The following is a 17,900-nucleotide window of genomic DNA, read 5'->3' as shown; positions in this document are numbered from 1 at the left end:
TCACTATACCTTTAGATAATTATCAAACAAGCATACTATACTGTTTTTAACAATTAATACCGGAGTAACAGCGCAATGGAATTGAAACTCCGAAGTTTATTATCTTCTGTAAAAAAAACATGACCACCTTTTTCCAGCACGGTTTCTATGATCTCATCCACAGCATCTGGAACTAGAGTGTATTTACCTTTTGGTGCCCGCAAATAAAGCGAAGGATCACTCTCACGCAGATAAGAAATCTGCTTATAGTCTTTTTCTACCAACAGTGTCAGACCTCGGCCTTGATGAGCAGCTTGCCACACCTCCTGAATGCCTTTGGCAAGATGTTTCACTGTGTCTTTTTCGATAAAGTCATTAATTTTGGCGTTTATTTCTAACTTTTGATGTTTAATCAGACTTGCATACGCTTTAGTCCTTAATCTATAAAGCTCATCTTCTTTGAAGGGTCCAATGATTTCACCATCAATTTTCTTTGGAAGAACTGACTGCGATTTAAATTCAGCGATCATTTCTTTAGTCCCGGCCAAGATAAGCGGATGATGGTTTTTCTCAACATAAGGTGTAAGCTGCTCAGCTGCTTTTTTGAAAAATAAATCTATTCTTGACTTTATACCAGTCCGCTTATCTTTTTCAAAACCTTTTTGCGAGAATCCAAAAGAAGTTCCAAAACTAGCCCGCTCATACTCATACTCTTCCTGGTATTGCATAGGAAATTGTCCATCCTTAATCTCTGTTAAGTCTTCACCCTGTGCTAGATATAGATGAACACTTTTTTTGGTGAGCGCCACGATATAATAAGGTGTCATCAGTTGTCTTAAGTAATACAGGTCTCGTGTTTCAAAACTACTATCAACGATAATTTTTTCTTTTACAGCAAAGGGAAAATTAACCCTTTCTGCAATGTTTTTGGAAATGAACAAACCAATTCCGTTTAATGCTACATCCGGATTAAATGCATTGTTAAGTGATTCAAGTTTGGCAAGCATGGTTTCAATTATAACAGGGTCATTTTCCTTTCGCTTCAACAAGGATTTTGCCTTTCGAATGGCCTTACGATATATTTCCACGTTGAGCATTCTTTCACGGGATAGAGTATGCTGTGGAATAATAATGGATAAGCACGAACCTTTTTTCTCAGAAAAAATGCGTTCTAAAACTTCAATTTTCATAGGACTTATGTTTACATGAATCTATTCACGAACTTTTATTGTCTTGATGACAATGGTTATCTAAAACAATGATTTTTAGCCAACATACGTTTACAAGCGGATAAAAAAACAATCCTCATCAGGAATCCCCAGCTAAGATGATAATGATCATGGTGATGTTATTACGCTGAGGGTAGTTTCGGAGTAACTAATAAAAAATACAACATGAAAAAGTTTTATGCTATTATTCACCTGCTGGTGCTATTACTGGCAGCTGGTAGTCTGGTACAGGCGCAGATAGTATTGCCTGATCTTAGTCCCTTCTCAACAATAACCCAAAAAATAGGCTTCAATGAAGTTCGCATCGAATACTCAAGGCCGAGTGTAAGAGGCAGGGTAATTTTTGGTGAGTTAGTACCTTACAATAAAATTTGGCGTTCAGGAGCTAACCAATCTACAAAAATGTTTATTCGTGAAGAACTGACTATTCAGGATCAATACAAACTTGTTCCCGGTACTTACGCTATTTATACCATTCCAGGTAAGGAGGAGTGGACGATCATATTCAATAGAGATGCCTGGCTTTGGGGGAACTTCGCATACAATGAAGGTTCTGATGCCATTCGCATAAAAGTAAAACCTCAGCAGTTAAAAGAGCAAGTTGAAACATTTACCATCGATTTTGCCAATGTGTGTTCGAGTTGTGCAGAAGTTGAACTCAAGTGGGACTATACGAAAGTCTCCTTCCGCATTTCATCTTCTATAGATGATAAAGTAATGGAGGACATCAAAAAATTCACTACAAATCCAGAAGGAAGAATAGCAGGAGAATATTATTTATCCGCCAAATATTATCTGGATACCGATCGTGATCTCAAGCAAGCGATGGAGTGGATAGATAAAGCGCTGAAGCTTGCGCCAGGCGCCTATTGGATGACACACACAAAGGCAGAAATATATGCGAAGATGGGAAATTACCGTGAAGCTATTGAGACTGCTCAGCTCTCAATTAAAGAAGCTCGGGAAAAAAACGATGAGGATTATGTAAGAATCAATGAGATGGAAATTGCCAAGTGGAAAGCGGTGAAGAAGGAGATTAAATAGTCAGGACACCATAAACAGAGAACAACTCATCCGTTTCAAGCTAGAGGAACGGATGATTTCTTTTATGGCAATTTTATTTGAAATGTTGGGTATGCAGGTATTTCTCACACATCAAATTTTTTGATACTTCTGCTTTCCCAGGCATCAATATAAGACAAGGTTTCTTCATCGCTCATATTCTGGAAATGCTTGTATCCTTGACCAACAGCATAAAATGAAAATGGCTTTTCAAGAATGATTACTTCATCTACGAGTTTACTAATTTCTGCTTCCATGCTCTGCGAAGCAACAGCAGCCGCAACGATAATTTTTAACGGATTTTGTTTCTTGCACATGGCGATGGCCGCAAAAAGCGTGGCCCCCGTGGCTATACCATCATCAACTAGAATGATAGTTTTACCCTTTAATTCAGGTAAAGCTTTTCCCTTTCTTAGTATTCGTACTCTCCGCTTAATTTCTGCTTGCTGTTCTTCAATGATCATAGTCTTTGTACTATCCGATATGGAATCAGAAGATGCTGCTGACAGATAGATGCTTCCGTCTTCGGCAATAGCACCGAAAGCAGCTTCAGGATTATCAGGATGTCCTAACTTCCTTACAACAATTGTGGAAAATTCAGCGCTAAGGTGCAAAGCCACATAATAAGCCGGTACTATGCCACCCCGTGGAATTCCCAGCACAAGCACTTTTTTATGTCGGTATTTATCTAATGCGTGCGCGAGTTGTAATCCGGCATCTTTTCTGTCTGTAAACATATCAAGACTTTTTACTTGTTGGCAATGTATCTGATTTTAGAAAAGCATAAAATGATGAATGAGCCACAGAAAAATGTTCAATATCTTTTCTTTACATGATAAAAGAATCAGATTAGTAAGATAATGGTCATTATAAAAAATATTAAAGATTGTAATCTTCACTACAGATAAGTGATAAAGTCATGTCGAAACGAACTATTGTACAACGACCATCCGAAAAAATGGACTTCAGGAAAAATCAAATAGAACTATATCCGGTTTTACAAACGAAAAGAGAAATATCCTTAGCAGAGATGAAGATTAATACTGAAAAATGGCAATCTGAAATTAATTTCTATTATGATGAAATTAATTTCTACCGTAAACTAATGGATAATTATTTTATGTGGTTTATTGACGAAAAATACATTGAAGACACACGAAAACTGATTTCCGATCTTACTAAATTTGAGAAAAAAAGATTTTCTCTATCACAGCGACTAGGTCGCCTCGTAAAGCAAGTAACAATCGCTGGAGAGAACAAGTACATCAGCAATATTCCTGATTGTCAGCAAGAATATGCTGAACTTGAAATATTAATTTTTGAATTCAAAAAAGAATTCCGATGCGTAAAAAATGAAATTTTTGCAAGAAGTGAAAATGTAAGGCTCTCTCACAAAGCCAGGTACCTGTTAAATGGTTATGGAAGATAGAAATGCCCTGTAAAATCATTATCGTTTCTGGCTTACCTGGATCTGGTAAGAGTTACTTTGCGGAAAAACTGGCAGCAGCACTTGATTTTATTTACATAAATAGTGATCAGGTAAGACATCAATTGCAAGCCATTAGTCGATACACATTTGAAGATAAGCTCCTTGTTTACAAAGAAATGCTGCAAAAAACGAAGCATGCGATTGAGGAAAATAGAAATGTGATTGTAGATGCTACGTTTTACCATCACACCATGCGTGAAATGTTCGTCAGGCTTGCTTATGCTAACCGAGCTTCCATTTGGGTTATTGAGGTTATTGCGGATGAAAATATCATTAGAGAAAGACTACAAAAACCACGTATGTACAGCGAGGCCGATTATAGTGTATATGAAAAGATTCGTGATGATTTCGAAGAAATAACAATGCCACATATTACACTGCAATCCACTAATAATAATCTGGAGGCAATGATAGAAACCGCTAAAAATTATATAAGCAGTGAAAGAAATTGATGTAAGAATAATGGCGGTTGATGGTAGTTATCTAAACCACAGGCTTAGGGGTAGAATTGAGGAAACTCATATTTCATGGGTGATTCTGAGTAAAGATTATGCATTTAAGATTAAGAAACCACTTAAGTTGGATTTTCTTGATTTTTCTACGCTCGGCCTTCGTAAGAAAAATTGCGAAAAAGAATTAGATCTTAATAGACGCTTTTCATCTATTTATCTTGCGGTTTTACCAATACGATTTGTTAACAAAAAGTGGGTAATAGGAGAGAGCCCTAAAGGTCCTGTTTCTGAATATTGTGTTCAGATGAAAAAAATGCAGGTATCAAAGAGACTGGATAATATGTTCCACCTACAAAAGGTAAAAGCTAAATCTATTAAATCTTTAGCGATGCAGATTGCAAGCTTTCATCATAAAGCCATGAAGACATTCAATCGATTTGAAATTCAAAAGCATCGCGAAATTTTCAATGAAATTAGTACAATCATCCCTACTGTTAAAGAACACATTGATACTCATCATGCGAATATTGTTTTGAAGGCAATTAGATGGAGTGATCGATTTTTAAAACACTATGGTGACAGGATACAGACGCGGATTACAAACGGTTTTCAACGCGATGTACATGGCGATCTTCATTGTGGCAATATTTTTCTTTATAGCAAGCCGGTGCTTTTTGATTGTATAGAGTTTAATGATCAATTCAGACAAATTGATGTCTTATATGAGTTGGCTTTTTTATGCATGGATTTTGAGCGATTTCATCAAAAACATTTATCACAGGCTTTTTTACAAGCGTATGGACAGTATTTTTCTGCTTTTCAGGTAAATGAGGATTATACACTTTTTATCTATTTCAAATCACTACGCGCCAATATTCGTGCTAAAGTACATGCCTTGCAATTCGAACAGACTGAAAACCAAAAAGAAGCCGCACTTCAACTATCAGAAGTCCAGAAGTATCTTGAGCTTATGAATAGTTATATAAATCAAGTTCCTCTATAAGGCTACGTTCAGGTTGACAGATTCAACACTAATCTTATGTGTAAATGATAGTCATCATTGTCCAGTGGGGGGAGACATTAATACTTTAACAGAACAATAACTGCTCATTTTATGAATAATGGAAAAGCAATATTAGCAGTACTTGCCGGTGTAACGGCTGGTGCTGTATTTGGCATGCTGTTCGCTCCAGGTAAGGGTAGGAGCACACGCGAAAAAATCGCTAAGAAAGGAGAAGATTTGGCCGATGCACTTAACGACAAAATCGACCGGAAATTTGAAGAACTATTGACTTCATTTACAAGCAATCTAAAAGAACCAGTAAAGAACAGTTCCCAGACTGAAAAGAATGAATCGGTCTAAATTTGCTTTATCGATGGTTATGGGTATTGTAAAGGGCGGTGTACTGCAACATGGAAAATGCTGATTGCTACTTTCGGGTATGCTTTTGCTTCTTGTATTTTTAATTTTAAAAAAGTTTTTTACCTGGTGGCATTTAAAGAACACTAAAATTTAGTGTTTATCAAACCCAAATCCACCAATGAATAGCTTTACATAAAACATCTTGATACCGAAATCTGGCCCGTTGGTAATATCGCCTCCTGCAAAACTCCAGTTTGTTGTAGGCAGACCGTAGACATAACCAATTTTTGTTCCCAGCATCAATCCTCCATATGAGTTATTCTTTTCATCTAATTCTAAAAAAGGAATAATGTTAAGGTTTATGGCTGCATCAAAAATAAAACCTCCATTATTTATATTCACCTCTCTGCCGGGGTCACTGGCAATCGCATTCGCAGAAATGTTTTTATTTTTAGCAATACTCACCGAATAGCCACCACCACCTATCCCCAACGTAGGAAATAATCTGAGCTTATCCCTATTGATGATTAGGTATCCGAAATCAAAAGTGCCATAACCACCACCAAGCTGTATTTTCAGACTATCAGTTGTTATGTTCTCACTCAATATGCCTGTACCAGTGCCACCAAGTACAAATGAGTTCACTATTCCATAACCAGAACCTCCTAGCAGCAGATGTTGCTTGCTAAAAGAAGAGACATCTTGTGGAACAAAAACATGCATTGTTGCTATATCCATTGCGCCAAGCCCGATAGTAAATCCGCCACCACCGCCATTTATTTTAGGATAAGGGGTAATTTCAGTTTGTCCTTTTGTGATAAGAACCAAACCGAAAATAATGGTAAGAAAAGTAAGTGTCGCTTTCATATTTATATTTTAATATGAAATACACTTATTATTTCGTTGTGTGAAATGATAATAGTTATGGTTAAGAAGGATTTCTAACGAGTGCACATGCTACAGACTTCTGCATGGGCACTAAGACCTTGACTTATAGGTGAGGGTTTACATTTATCTCTAAAAATTGTAACGCCTTTCAATTGCATCTTCCACGCTGTCCAGTATAATTCTTTTATATCAGCCACCGAACTTGATTCCGGTATGTTAATCGTTTTTGAAACTGCATTATCCGTGAAATGCTGGAACGCTGCCTGATGCCTGATATGCCAGATAGGTGCTATCTCTAAGGAAGTTTTAAATAGTCTTCTGGTTTCAGTGGGAAGTGCCAGGTTTTTAAGCGATCCACTGAGTAGTATTTCCTCTAGTATGGCATGCGATTCGGGGTAGTATGTTTGGAAGTGCTCCTTTAAGACTGAGTTTATTTCTGGTAAGGTTTCATCGTTCAGCACATGTTTTCGTTGATAGGCAAGTCCGAACCAGGGTTCAATAGAGGCAGAGGTGTTTGCAATAATTGAGATGCTGCCAGTAGGAGCAATGCTGGTACAAGTTGCATTTCGAATAGGGTAGTCAGGTGCATAAATGCTGTCTTTCCAATTATTAAAAGCGCCACGCTGATCAGCTAAGTGTCTGGATGTTTCATGACTTTGCTCTTGAATAAACTTCATTAATCGTTCCGCCAATTTTACAGCTTCTTCAGAATCGTATGGGATAGATAACATACCCAATGCGTCCGCCCAACCCATTACCCCCAAACCTATCTTCCTGTTGGCATATGCCATTTTTTTAATTTCAGGCATAGGATAGTTGTTGATCTCCACACAATCATCAAGAAATCGGATAGCTGTTTTTATTGTTTCAGTTAGCAAGTTCCAATTGAATTCTCTTGATGATTTAGTGTTTAGTATAAATTTTGGTAGATTAAGTGAGCCAAGTGTGCACGATTCATAGGGTAGGAGTGGCACCTCACCACAAGGGTTTGTACTATCGATCAGGCCAATGGAAGGTGTAGGGTTATACTTGTTAATGGTGTCGAGAAACAACAACCCCGGATCACCCGAGGCCCATGTGCATTGTGCTATTAAATCCCATAAAGTGCGTGCCGCTATTTTTCTTTCTCCCTGCTGACTCATAGGGTGAACCAGTTGCCACGATAGATCATTTTCAACTGCTTTCATAAAGTCGTCTGTGATGTCCACTGAAAGATTGAAATTCCTTAATACACCATTGCTTTGCTTACTGGTGATAAACACTTCGATATCCGGATGTGTAATAGACAGTATGCCCATATTGGCGCCTCTTCGTTTGCCCCCTTGTTTGATATACTCAGTGGCAGCATCAAAAATTTTTATAAAAGAAAGCGGCCCTGAAGCGGTACCACTTGTTTTATTAAGGTATGCGTCTTTAGGCCTGAGATTCGAAAAATTGAAGCCGGTGCCACCACCGCTTTGTTGTATCAGTGCAGTCCATTTAAGCATGTCAAAAATATTTTCGAGACTATCTTGTATTGGCAGTACAAAACAAGCACTCAATTGATTTGCGGTAGTGCCTGCATTCATGAGTGTAGGGGAGTTGGGTAAAAAAAATAAGTGACGCATGGTTGTATAAAATGCATCCTCCCATTGTTTAACCTCTTGTAAACCACCCCAGCTTAATTCAGCCTGTGCCACTGCTTTGGCTACTCTGCGAAACATGTCGTCAGGTGTTTCGAGGCTAAGGCCGTCCACACCTTTACGTAAATAGCGGCTTTGCAAAAGTCGTATGGCATTCTCAGAAAGCGCTGGATCATTATTTTTAATTGGATAGATCATATCCCGAAAATCTAATGTTGAAAAACCTTAGCTATTCTTTTCTTGCTTCCAAAAGCTGAAACGAAAGTTATGCGCCTTACAGTTTTTGTATGATGACCAGCATTGTTGTAGGTAGAGATTTATCGCAAGCCTTAATAGTATAGCCGTATTAAAATCTAAGATCCTTAAAGCTGAGGAAGCTCAGGATCAAGTCCAGTCTTAAAGTCAAGAGACTAATTAATAGACTTCGTTTAGTACTTTTCATGCCATAACCTTTACTGTTCTCATTTGTCCTAAAAATTGAATAACCTGTATCCTAAAAATAATATGACCGGAACATAAGCTAACTTAAACAGGTACCAATAAATAGGCTTATTAACGGCTGAAAGTCAATAATTTATCTTAAATTAAGTTATATAATTTACATTATGTTAAATAGAATTATCACACTTTGTCTACTGCCGTAACCCGTAAGTTAACTTGTCCAGTTAAATTGTCCAGGCTTATTAATTTGCCTAAAAATGCGGGTTTTGTAAACTTTTAGGAGCGAGTGAAAGCATTCAGGGCTGTTAGATATAACCGGGAGGATAATAGCAATAATTAAACCTCTGCCCTGACTTTAAATCCTGACTGGGTTTTGACTAAAAAGATTTAGCTGAGAAGGTGGACGATAGTTATTATGCTTTTTAATAAAAGACATTGCAACTGTGAAACTTGTTGTTCGATCACAAATCTCTCTGATAAAAATAGGATTATCGAGTCCATAGAAACGGCAGAGTTTCTCTATGTCTTCAGGTGTATTTGGAGTAGTTACTTTTCGCCACTCGGTGAACAGCCAGAACTCATTATAAAGCTTTTCATTTGATTTAATTTTTTTATAATAATCCGCTCCAAATCTCAAAACAATTCCACAAGGAAAATTTATTCCTTTAATTATTAACATAAAATCAGCCAGCTTTTTCTTTGACAGATTATCAATACCATCAAAGACTATAAGAATTTTCTTTCCTCTAAGGTCTTGTTTAACTCGTTCCCCCAACACCCTTAAAAGGTCAAACGGGCTCGGTGTCTTATACTTGAAATTATTAAAACGTATAGTCATTATTTGGGTCAACATATCAAGGGTTATTTCACGAGTTGACTTCTTGCCTATTGGAATTTCGACAAATACCGAACGGACATCAGAGTTTAAATTTGAAAATCTTCTAAAGGCATGTTTGAAGCCTGTTCCAGGGTGATCAATAATACAAATTATCTTCTTTTCTTTCAAAGCAGCTCTGAAACCCTCATTCATTTTTAGTTGGTTCAGTGTTTCCCACACTTCATTTATCATATGTAGAATTTAGATAGTATCTGTAATTGTAATACCAAGACTTTCCAATTCATTTCTACTTTTTGTTTTTCTTCGACCAAGGTTCGAATTGTAAAGCTTAGGTTCGGCTTTGTTTTCTTTTAAATTCATCTCTTGTGCCATTTCCTGTTCGCTGCTCACTTCCTTTTTCATCTTAGCAAGTTTTGTGAATGCACGAATATCTCTACCATTAAAAGCACTTTTCAGTGTCTCCTCCATTTTTATAAATTCATTTTTAAATGAGGATAATAGTTCACGCGTTTGCTTCGAAAAGCCTTTTAAGATCTCATTATGCTTTTCATTTCTATCATATAATGCGGAAGGAATGATCTTGAACAATGGAATTTCTGCAATAAAATTAGAAGTATCTTTTTCGTATACTAGAATGGATGTACCACTACTATTCTTATTATAGTATGCATCAACCTTTCTACCATTGTACTGATTAATAAATTCAAAATCCCTCATGTAAAAAAGGTGAAACTCCACACCTCGTTTAATCATAATAGCTCCGGCTTTAAACATCACCTGATGAAGCTCATAAAATAGCATTGGTATAACCTTAGGGTCAACGATGCAATGCGGATTTGGGTCTTCATTTTTGAATCTGCTTTCAGGAGTAGAAAGGTATTCTTGAGAAGGTGAAATATACTCTTTGTTATAACTGTATTTTATCAACCTATTTAATGTTAAAGTTATATCGAATTGATCTGGCAAATCCTTTTTTAATGTAATTAGGAACTCCTTAAATGGGTGCGAATTAGAAAGCCTTGCCTTTATACCTGGTCCAATGTAATGGATAATGGATTGCATGAATTTCTGCTGGAATGTATTGAAGAATCGCTCAAGTCTTGATTTCCTATTTGGGTTGGACGAAACAGTTAGGCCCCTACCCTTTTCAATTCCGTTACGCTTCAGCAAATCAATAAATGCTGTATTCTTTTTAAGTATTTTGTAGGTATACTTGTCTACAACGATTTCACGAGGCAAAGCATTTTTAGTTTTACGGAAATACTCCTCAAGGGCAAGCATTACAAGTTCAAAGTTTTCGCTGTTTCCAATTACGTGCGATATAATATAATCACTAAAATCATCAGAAATAAATAACCCTGTAAGTCGACCTACCTTTTTACCGTCCTTGTGTTCAACTTGAAAGACATAACCATCTAGGTAAATGCGAACTAAAGGCGCAGAAGCTCTAATAAATCTCATTACGCCTGAAACTTTCCTACGAAAATCTTCTTTGTTATCTTTTGCATAAGAAATGAGATTCACTGATTTTGGTTCTAAAAGAAATTTAGCAATTTTACTTTCAGATAACGTATAAATCCCTTGTTCCTCAGCATTTGGCATTGTCTGAATTATGTAGTCTACATCCTCTTTGATGGAAAAGGATGCTCTCCTTGTTGGCACCATAACATAAATCCAAATAATTAGATATTGCATTAGCTCGGAAATTTCATGATTGTTTGACTTCTGCTGATACAAACCGTGAATAATGCTGTCAGGAAGATTATTTTTTTTTCTCTTTATATATTTTTTAAACGATACTAAACTTGTCAATGGTATTTCAACTCCATAATTACACTCACACAAATGCTGATAAATGATTTTTATTTTTGTTGGATCATATAAAAATCTATCAATAAGTACGATCATCGCGTGGAGCATTGATAATTCAACAATCTTTTCTCCTGTCAAGAAATCATACGATGCATATATTGGCTGATAACTTCTAAAATCCTCCTTGTAATCAGATGTGAGGAATAATTCTCTTAAGCGCGTAAGAAAATATGATTCAAAGGTTATAGTTTGAACGGCAGCTTGATAATTGATGCCTTGAAGCTGTTGAAAAATATTTTTACAAATTTCAGGTGACAAATGCTTTTTAATTGTTTCAGGGGCAAGCCGCAATGGAATAAACTTAGGGGAAGTATCGGGGTCTCCTTTTCCTGAAAGAAGTTTGGGTAACGAAGAATGATAATACATTTCTGGTTCACCTCGCTTCTTATCAAAATTTACTTTAAAAAGCTTAGTAATTAAAGCTAATTCTGTTTTAGTGTAAAAAACCATATTTAAAAATTTGGGTTATAGTTAGTATTGAGCAGTCCAGGTACAAGACCGGTTCTCATGTACCACTCATATTTTTCATAAAACAATTTGAAATTATCAAGCGGAAAATCGCAAGGAACTTTCCAGGCTACTAGTACATTGTAAACTGCTTCAAAGTATTCCTTTGATTTCTCATCTTTAGGTATGGATCTTAAAATTGATAGAGTCCTCGCTTTGATCTTAATTGTATTAAGATCATGATAGTGATCTATGAATTCATGGCGATATCTTTTCTCGTTTCTTAAGGCGGCTTTAACATCACTTTTTGCCAATCTCTCTGCTATTGGAGTTTTTTGAATTGGCAAACCTAGAGTCGGTTCATTGATCACCAATCTTTCCCGAGTTTCAGTCCAGAATAGTCCAAGCTCATCTCGAATTTCTTTTGGAATTGATGCTATTTCTATGTATTGATTACCATTGATGATACAAAGATTATACTCATTATAGTTTTGGGATTCGGTTAACACCTGAAAGAATAGTGTTGATATCCAAAGCTTTCCATTAATAGATCTTTGATTTTTTGTCAAAATTTGGCGGATCAGATCAATGCCGATTTCTTTAGTTGTATACGATCTTACTAACATCTTCTTTTCTTAAGAGAATTAGGATTCTTGATTTATAATGCCCTTGGATTTTTAGTCTTTTTCTCGAATTATTATTAATTAAAACGATCAACATGGGAGATTCATCCTAGAAATAGTCAAATGTGGCTTGTTGAATGAAGAAAAATTGCAAAAAGTACTATAACACTAATTATATACGTATCATATTTATTATATTTAAGGCAAATAGATAACATTTATTATCCCAAATAACGCTTTTATCGCTTTGGCAATAACAATTATTGCGTTACCGATGAACAATTATAATAATAATTATAATTCAAGTCAAATTAGTAACGTGGAAGTTGTAAAATATTTTCTGAGGACACTAAAATTTCGAAATTATGACCAAAACAGAGAAATTTGCAGTGATGACACTGGGGAAAAGAATTCAGATTTTGAGAGAGGGCAAAGGATTAACAATGACAAAACTGGCTCAATTGGTTGGGATATCGCAGGCTCAGATTTCTTATTATGAAAGGGATCTTCAGTCTCCAGGTTTCGATGTTATGATGAAGCTTATTAAGGTTTTAGAAACTACTCCAGAATACTTAGCCTTCGGTGAGTCGTCTGAATTAGATGAGGCTATTGCCAAAGTTAAGTCTCTTCCTGAAAAGGAACAATCGCTAGTATTACAATTTCTGAATTGGAGAATAGCACTTGAAACTTCGCATACTAATTAACAACCCGTCAATAGAAATCAAAGTTCAATTTCTTCATTAATAAAGATTCTATTTCCTAACATTTAATCTATAACTGGTCTCGACCCCTAATTTTAAATTGGATCTATCGGTCCTTGGAATAATTCACTTATTAAAAAGCTTATTTTTTGATTTAAGAATAGTACTTGTTTTCAATTTACTAGTCTAACAAGTCTGTTAAAGTACATATTAATTTACTAAATAATAAATGTATCTTTATAATATTTAGTAAAGTACATTTTTATAAGTATCTCTTTTCAACATGTAGAAAATGAAAGCAATTTCAGTCAGAAATTCTCAAGTTGGTGTCCAGCTTCCAAAGGCTTCTCAGCTTTTAGTGGATTACGAATACTGGCTAAAGAAATATTACGGTGTAACTGGAGCCTACCTTACAAATGCTAAGACTTTTCTAAGAGGCTACAGACAGGGAGGTAATGTATTATCGCAATTAGATGACTATTCAACTGCCAAAGCCCCTACCCTACGCTCGATATTAAAACGATTTGGAAGCTTTTTGGAAGAAAAGCAGGTCACTCTTATCCTTAATGACCTTAATGAATCAAAGCTTCCCATATCCAATGTGTTTGTCAAGCTTTACCTTCTGAGTGCACAGGATCGACTTAGATCTAAATCAAGTTTAAGTACTTATGCTACTATTTTAAATGGATACTTTAAATCAATTAAGGATGATCCATCAAGAATTAACAAACGCACTGCTGCCAAGTATATTTTAGATCCTAGGCTTTCAGATTATACCAAAAGTCTTTATAAGGCTGCCATTAAATCATTCTGTGAGTGGGTAATGGAAATGCTTAACTCTTCATCTGATTACCTTTCTAAAGAACAAAAAACTATTAAGAGAGGACTCAAAATTATTAGTCAGCAATCAATTAAGGAGGTTATAGGTATTCGTGTTTCGATTCCGCGCGCTGTTTCTTCCAGATATCATAAAGACAGTCTCACAGAGGCTCAAAGGGCCCGGCTATTAAAATCAATAAAGATCGCACGTGATCGATCTATTATTGCTTTAATGGCTTGGAATGGACTGCGCACAATTGAGGTGCTACGACTTACAGTAAGCGATATAAAGCTAACTGAGGGGAAGCTTGTAGTTTGGGGTAAAGGGAGAAGTGAACAATCAAAAGAGTCTATTAAATTATCGAGCATTGCTAAGAAGGAAATTAAGTCTTACCTGGTTAAGAATAAGATTAAAAGAGGACTTTTATTCCCCTCGATTAAGAGAGTTGAATTAGATGACTTGGTGACGGGGTATCTAAACAAGCTTAGAATTAAGGGCAAGTTTACTTCTCACAGTCTTAGGCATACGGCTGGGCAAATTATGTACGATAAGAAAATACCTTTGGAGCTTATCCAGAAAACACTTCGGCATGCTGATATGCGTACGACTATGATCTATGCTCAAAAAGCTATCGATAGAAATTATTTTAAAAGGTTAAAAAGGTTTTAACCCTTAGAGAAGACAAAATGCCGTTTCTTTACCTTAAGATTATCCACTTAATATTTAATGAACCAGAACTTAATTTTTAAGGTAATCAATGAATTTAAAAAAAATCTAACTAGATTCTGTCTGAAACTTGTGTAATTGTAATGGATGATTCTAGCTGAAAATCTTTTCTATCACACCATGCGCTTAGTAATACATATCTAAATCCTTTAAGGTCGTATCTTCGCATGCCGAGCACTTGATTTTTCCCATCATTAATGCTGACCTTCCAGACACTACTATTTAGATCCTCATGTGCAAGATGGATAGTTAATTGTTCTCCAGGAATGTACTTTGTAAATCGACTAAACTCACTCAAGGTTGGTTCGATGTGATATTCTCTTAATTCAACCTGATTTTGAAGTGCCCATTCTTCATTAACTTGCTCCCCTACTGAAATATGAACATCCGCTTTTTCAGTGTCATGATGTCGCCCACCGTTAACTGTAGGAAATTGCTTTTGTTTAAGGAAGCTAAGTCCAAATCTCCAGAACTCGGTTTCAATTGGTTTCAGGGTTACTTGTATGAAGGTTGTATTTTTCAAAACAAAAATCTCAGGGTACATATGATCATTCCGATCATTATAATGCATTGGTGTTTGTTGTGAGTTAAATCTAAACTTCAGAGTTGAATCAATATAGCGGTGCTTTTGCCGAATATTTTGTGGAATGTCATTCCACGCATTTAGAAAATCAACAGGCATTGAATTAAGATCGGTGTCTTCAGCCTTAAATTCACGTATACCTTCTGAATTGTTTATGGATCTATCAAAGTATTCTAGCATTTTTACTTTTTTTCTTGGAGGGTATTCGGATTCATGGAGTAATCTCTTAAATTCTTCAACCTCAAATATCTGAAAAGTGTAAGGTGCAAAAACAAATGTTAATTCATAGTTAGGTATCTGTGCAGATCGGATAATTAGGTCTAAATAATCCTCAATGTGCTTGAGAGCAAATTCTTTGAAATATCGAAGAGCTGAAGAAGCTAATAAGACTTTCTTTGTAACTAAATCTATATCAGTTATTTGGTGAAATAGCGCACTGAAAGTATGATTGGTAAGTGAAGAAGATAATTCTAGAAATCTATAAAATAACTTCGAATTCATACGGACGACATCTTCAAATTCTAGTATTGCAGCAGTATCTTTTTCCTTATAGATTAAACTTCGCAAGTGATTGGATAGAAAGTAAATCCGAGAAAAGGTACTTTCAAATGTCAGATCATTCATTAGTCCACTAATTACCAACTCTCTGTAAGTAGCATAGTCACCCGCTAAGTGGAAACATTTAGAGATGAATCTTTGATTAATGGCACCCCTAGACCAATCTATTAAAAAAATGGCAAAAAATGACACTTTAAGACCGTTCTCATACAAATCTGGTTCATCTCCAAACTGTTGCTGGAACTCATTTATTACAAAAGTTTCTTTTTTGAAATCATAACCTGTAACAAAGTAACTATGAGTTCTATAGCTTTCGGTATTGATCAGAGTTCTTAAATCAAATGTGGTTTGATCTACATCAGCATCTGGTATCTCATGATAAAAGTAAGCTTGAAAGAAACTAGGTTGTCGAATAGCAAGATAGTGTTCGTTTTTGTCTGTAAATAGTTTGTTTAATAAAGCAGTTAGCAAATTAAAATCATCTTGCCGAAGAAAAAGTCTATCAAACTCATTATCTCGCATCCTAAGATCGTGAATAATCACTAACTCACCATTGTCTCCATGGGACTTTAATGATTTGGATACTGGAGAACTAGCTTCTGAAAAATATCTGTCAGTTGACGCCAAAAGAATTGATGGTAGGTATGTGTATTTAACTTTGATAATCTCAAAAATGAAGAAATCCTGCAAACAGAGCTTTGATCCATATATATTATAATTCAGCCATAAAGAGGTTAAAAATTTATTCACCTCTCGGAATTGTAAAAACGGCTTATTGTCGCGGATAAAGTTCTTAAGTAGTTGAACTTCAGTTTCCTTGTCAACCATTATCTTAGATAGGAATACCGATTCAATCTTTGCAATTAAGTCCTCAGGAATAATCGGAGCAACAGAAATTTCAACATCAAAAAACTTATCAAGCATAATACCTAAGTTTCTTTTGTTAAAGCGTGTTAATGCGTGAAGTAGGTATATTTTGTCATAGCAAGAGATGTAAACAACATTTGAAAAGTTTGCAGCATTCCGAATTAATTTAAGCACCTCAATAATTTCTGAAGCATCAAGTCTATCTAGATCATCAATAAAAATAATAATCCGTTTTTGCATTCGTGAAATTGTTCTGTTAATTTGTTCAAATCTAGCCTCCTTTGAAGATTCTTTCCCAATCAGTTCACGTGCAATTCCGATGAAGTTTGTTTGGGTACTTTTTTCAACTTCAACCATTGAATTGATATAATGGGTCATGTTATTAACGAGGCTACTATCAAAATCTCGGAGTTTTTCAGTTATTGAACTTAGGAAATCCTGAAGTACCGAGTTATTTCCTAAAGACATCCATGGACTAAAGTGTACTATAATTGAGGAACTATCTAGAGAACCCTCAATAGCTTTTATGAAGGATGTTTTACCAACTCCCCACTCTCCCACAATACCAATTGAGTAGGCAGACTCAAATCTTGAGTTATTAATTTCCCCAACAAGAGCCGACACAACACTCTTACGGGTATTTTGCAATTCAGCTATTTTTTTTATCGGTTGATTTTCAATAAGTATAGTTCCATTTGAACGCTTTCTTTTTCCTCGAAAAACATAGAGGAGACGTACAGCTATTTCAATCGCTGGAACAAGAAATAAAATTGTGTAATAATCTATTTCAGTGTCTTTAAAGGAGTAGAAATAAAAATCATTCCAAAATTTATCCTCAAACAAAAGAACAATAGCAATTATAGTTATTGGAATAATTACTCTACCAGAGAATCTAACTTCAAAAAATAGCCTAAAGAAAGCTATTAAAAACATGCAAAATAAAATTACTCTAAATGCCAATTCAAAAATGTTGCTCTCATACAATTTGCTTGACATCTCCCACGCTAATATACTTTCAATTGGTATTAACAAAAAGAATAGGCAGCGCAAAAGCCAATACAAGACTGTAATCAAAAAAATGTTTGTTGCTACTTTAAAAAAAATGTGTATTACTTTCTCTGGTGTAAGATCGCGATACAGTCCAAACTCTTGCAACAATAATAAAATATATTTACTCATAATTTTAAGTACTTCAGGGCAGCCGAAACAAGATACACATCGAATCTCAGTTTTGCTAAAATTGAGGAATGAATGATTTAAATACTAAATCTTTAGAGCGTATAGTAAATATCACTTGGTCATAGCTTTTATTACCGACTGTAATACTTCTTTCTAATCAA

At 35.5% G+C, this 17,900-nt stretch carries 15 protein-coding genes; 7 read left to right on the top strand and 8 right to left on the bottom strand.

Annotated features, from left to right (window positions below; all coding sequences use genetic code 11):
• Positions 1-53 precede the first annotated feature (53 nt).
• On the bottom strand, positions 54-1,169 hold the full coding sequence (locus SanaruYs_RS02915; protein ID WP_127121005.1) for a baeRF3 domain-containing protein: 1,116 nt from the start codon (positions 1,167-1,169) through the stop codon (positions 54-56).
• A gap of 204 nt (positions 1,170-1,373) precedes the next feature.
• On the opposite strand from SanaruYs_RS02915, the gene SanaruYs_RS02910 reads away from it, so the two are divergent.
• A complete protein-coding gene (locus SanaruYs_RS02910) occupies positions 1,374-2,252 on the top strand; it encodes a DUF2911 domain-containing protein (RefSeq protein ID WP_127121004.1) in 879 nt (292 codons plus the stop codon).
• 104 nt (positions 2,253-2,356) lie between these two features.
• Here SanaruYs_RS02910 and SanaruYs_RS02905 read toward each other — a convergent pair whose 3' ends face one another.
• Complete coding sequence (locus SanaruYs_RS02905; protein ID WP_127121003.1) at positions 2,357-3,007, bottom strand: phosphoribosyltransferase; 651 nt, start codon at positions 3,005-3,007, stop codon at positions 2,357-2,359.
• Positions 3,008-3,189: 182 nt separating this feature from the next.
• Here SanaruYs_RS02905 and SanaruYs_RS02900 point away from each other — a divergent pair, with 182 nt between their 5' ends.
• The 4 genes from SanaruYs_RS02900 (at position 3,190) to SanaruYs_RS02885 (ending at position 5,574) form a co-directional block, all read left to right on the top strand.
• A complete protein-coding gene (locus SanaruYs_RS02900; RefSeq protein ID WP_127121002.1) occupies positions 3,190-3,699 on the top strand; it encodes a hypothetical protein in 510 nt (169 codons plus the stop codon).
• Positions 3,700-3,701: 2 nt separating this feature from the next.
• On the top strand, positions 3,702-4,211 hold the full coding sequence (locus tag SanaruYs_RS02895; protein WP_127121001.1) for a P-loop nucleotide/nucleoside kinase family protein: 510 nt from the start codon (positions 3,702-3,704) through the stop codon (positions 4,209-4,211).
• The gene (locus tag SanaruYs_RS02890; protein WP_127121000.1) at positions 4,198-5,214 is read left to right on the top strand and encodes a hypothetical protein; all 1,017 of its coding nucleotides are present in this window, start codon (positions 4,198-4,200) and stop codon (positions 5,212-5,214) included. Before SanaruYs_RS02895 ends, SanaruYs_RS02890 begins: the two co-directional genes overlap by 14 nt.
• A 111-nt stretch (positions 5,215-5,325) precedes the next feature.
• Positions 5,326-5,574, top strand: coding sequence for a YtxH domain-containing protein (locus tag SanaruYs_RS02885; RefSeq protein WP_127120999.1), 249 nt, complete (start codon positions 5,326-5,328; stop codon positions 5,572-5,574).
• A 150-nt stretch (positions 5,575-5,724) separates the two neighbouring features.
• On the opposite strand, the gene SanaruYs_RS02880 is transcribed toward SanaruYs_RS02885, so the two are convergent.
• The 5 genes from SanaruYs_RS02880 to SanaruYs_RS02860 form a co-directional block, all read right to left on the bottom strand.
• Positions 5,725-6,441 (bottom strand): hypothetical protein, encoded by a 717-nt coding sequence (locus SanaruYs_RS02880; RefSeq protein ID WP_127120998.1) that lies wholly within the window; start codon positions 6,439-6,441, stop codon positions 5,725-5,727.
• 74 nt (positions 6,442-6,515) lie between these two features.
• Complete coding sequence (locus SanaruYs_RS02875) at positions 6,516-8,282, bottom strand: adenosylcobalamin-dependent ribonucleoside-diphosphate reductase (RefSeq protein WP_127120997.1); 1,767 nt, start codon at positions 8,280-8,282, stop codon at positions 6,516-6,518.
• 598 nt (positions 8,283-8,880) lie between these two features.
• A complete protein-coding gene (locus SanaruYs_RS02870; protein ID WP_127120996.1) occupies positions 8,881-9,594 on the bottom strand; it encodes a hypothetical protein in 714 nt (237 codons plus the stop codon).
• A 9-nt stretch (positions 9,595-9,603) separates the two neighbouring features.
• Complete coding sequence (locus SanaruYs_RS02865; protein WP_127120995.1) at positions 9,604-11,685, bottom strand: hypothetical protein; 2,082 nt, start codon at positions 11,683-11,685, stop codon at positions 9,604-9,606.
• Between the two features lie 2 nt (positions 11,686-11,687).
• Entirely contained in the window at positions 11,688-12,308 is a 621-nt protein-coding gene (locus SanaruYs_RS02860; RefSeq protein WP_127120994.1) for a hypothetical protein, read from the bottom strand.
• Positions 12,309-12,670: 362 nt separating this feature from the next.
• On the opposite strand from SanaruYs_RS02860, the gene SanaruYs_RS02855 reads away from it, so the two are divergent.
• Both SanaruYs_RS02855 and SanaruYs_RS02850 read left to right on the top strand, forming a co-directional pair.
• The gene (locus SanaruYs_RS02855) at positions 12,671-13,009 is read left to right on the top strand and encodes a helix-turn-helix domain-containing protein (RefSeq protein WP_127120993.1); all 339 of its coding nucleotides are present in this window, start codon (positions 12,671-12,673) and stop codon (positions 13,007-13,009) included.
• Between the two features lie 289 nt (positions 13,010-13,298).
• Positions 13,299-14,495, top strand: coding sequence for a tyrosine-type recombinase/integrase (locus tag SanaruYs_RS02850; protein WP_127120992.1), 1,197 nt, complete (start codon positions 13,299-13,301; stop codon positions 14,493-14,495).
• A gap of 109 nt (positions 14,496-14,604) precedes the next feature.
• Here the strand turns inward: SanaruYs_RS02850 and SanaruYs_RS02845 are convergent, their stop codons facing one another.
• On the bottom strand, positions 14,605-17,739 hold the full coding sequence (locus SanaruYs_RS02845) for a KAP family P-loop NTPase fold protein (protein ID WP_127120991.1): 3,135 nt from the start codon (positions 17,737-17,739) through the stop codon (positions 14,605-14,607).
• Between the last annotated feature and the right edge of the window lie 161 nt (positions 17,740-17,900).

Origin of the sequence: Chryseotalea sanaruensis (assembly GCF_003990915.1) — a bacterium.
GTDB lineage: Bacteria > Bacteroidota > Bacteroidia > Cytophagales > Cyclobacteriaceae > Chryseotalea > Chryseotalea sanaruensis.
This window is presented reverse-complemented; position numbering and strand designations above follow the sequence as displayed.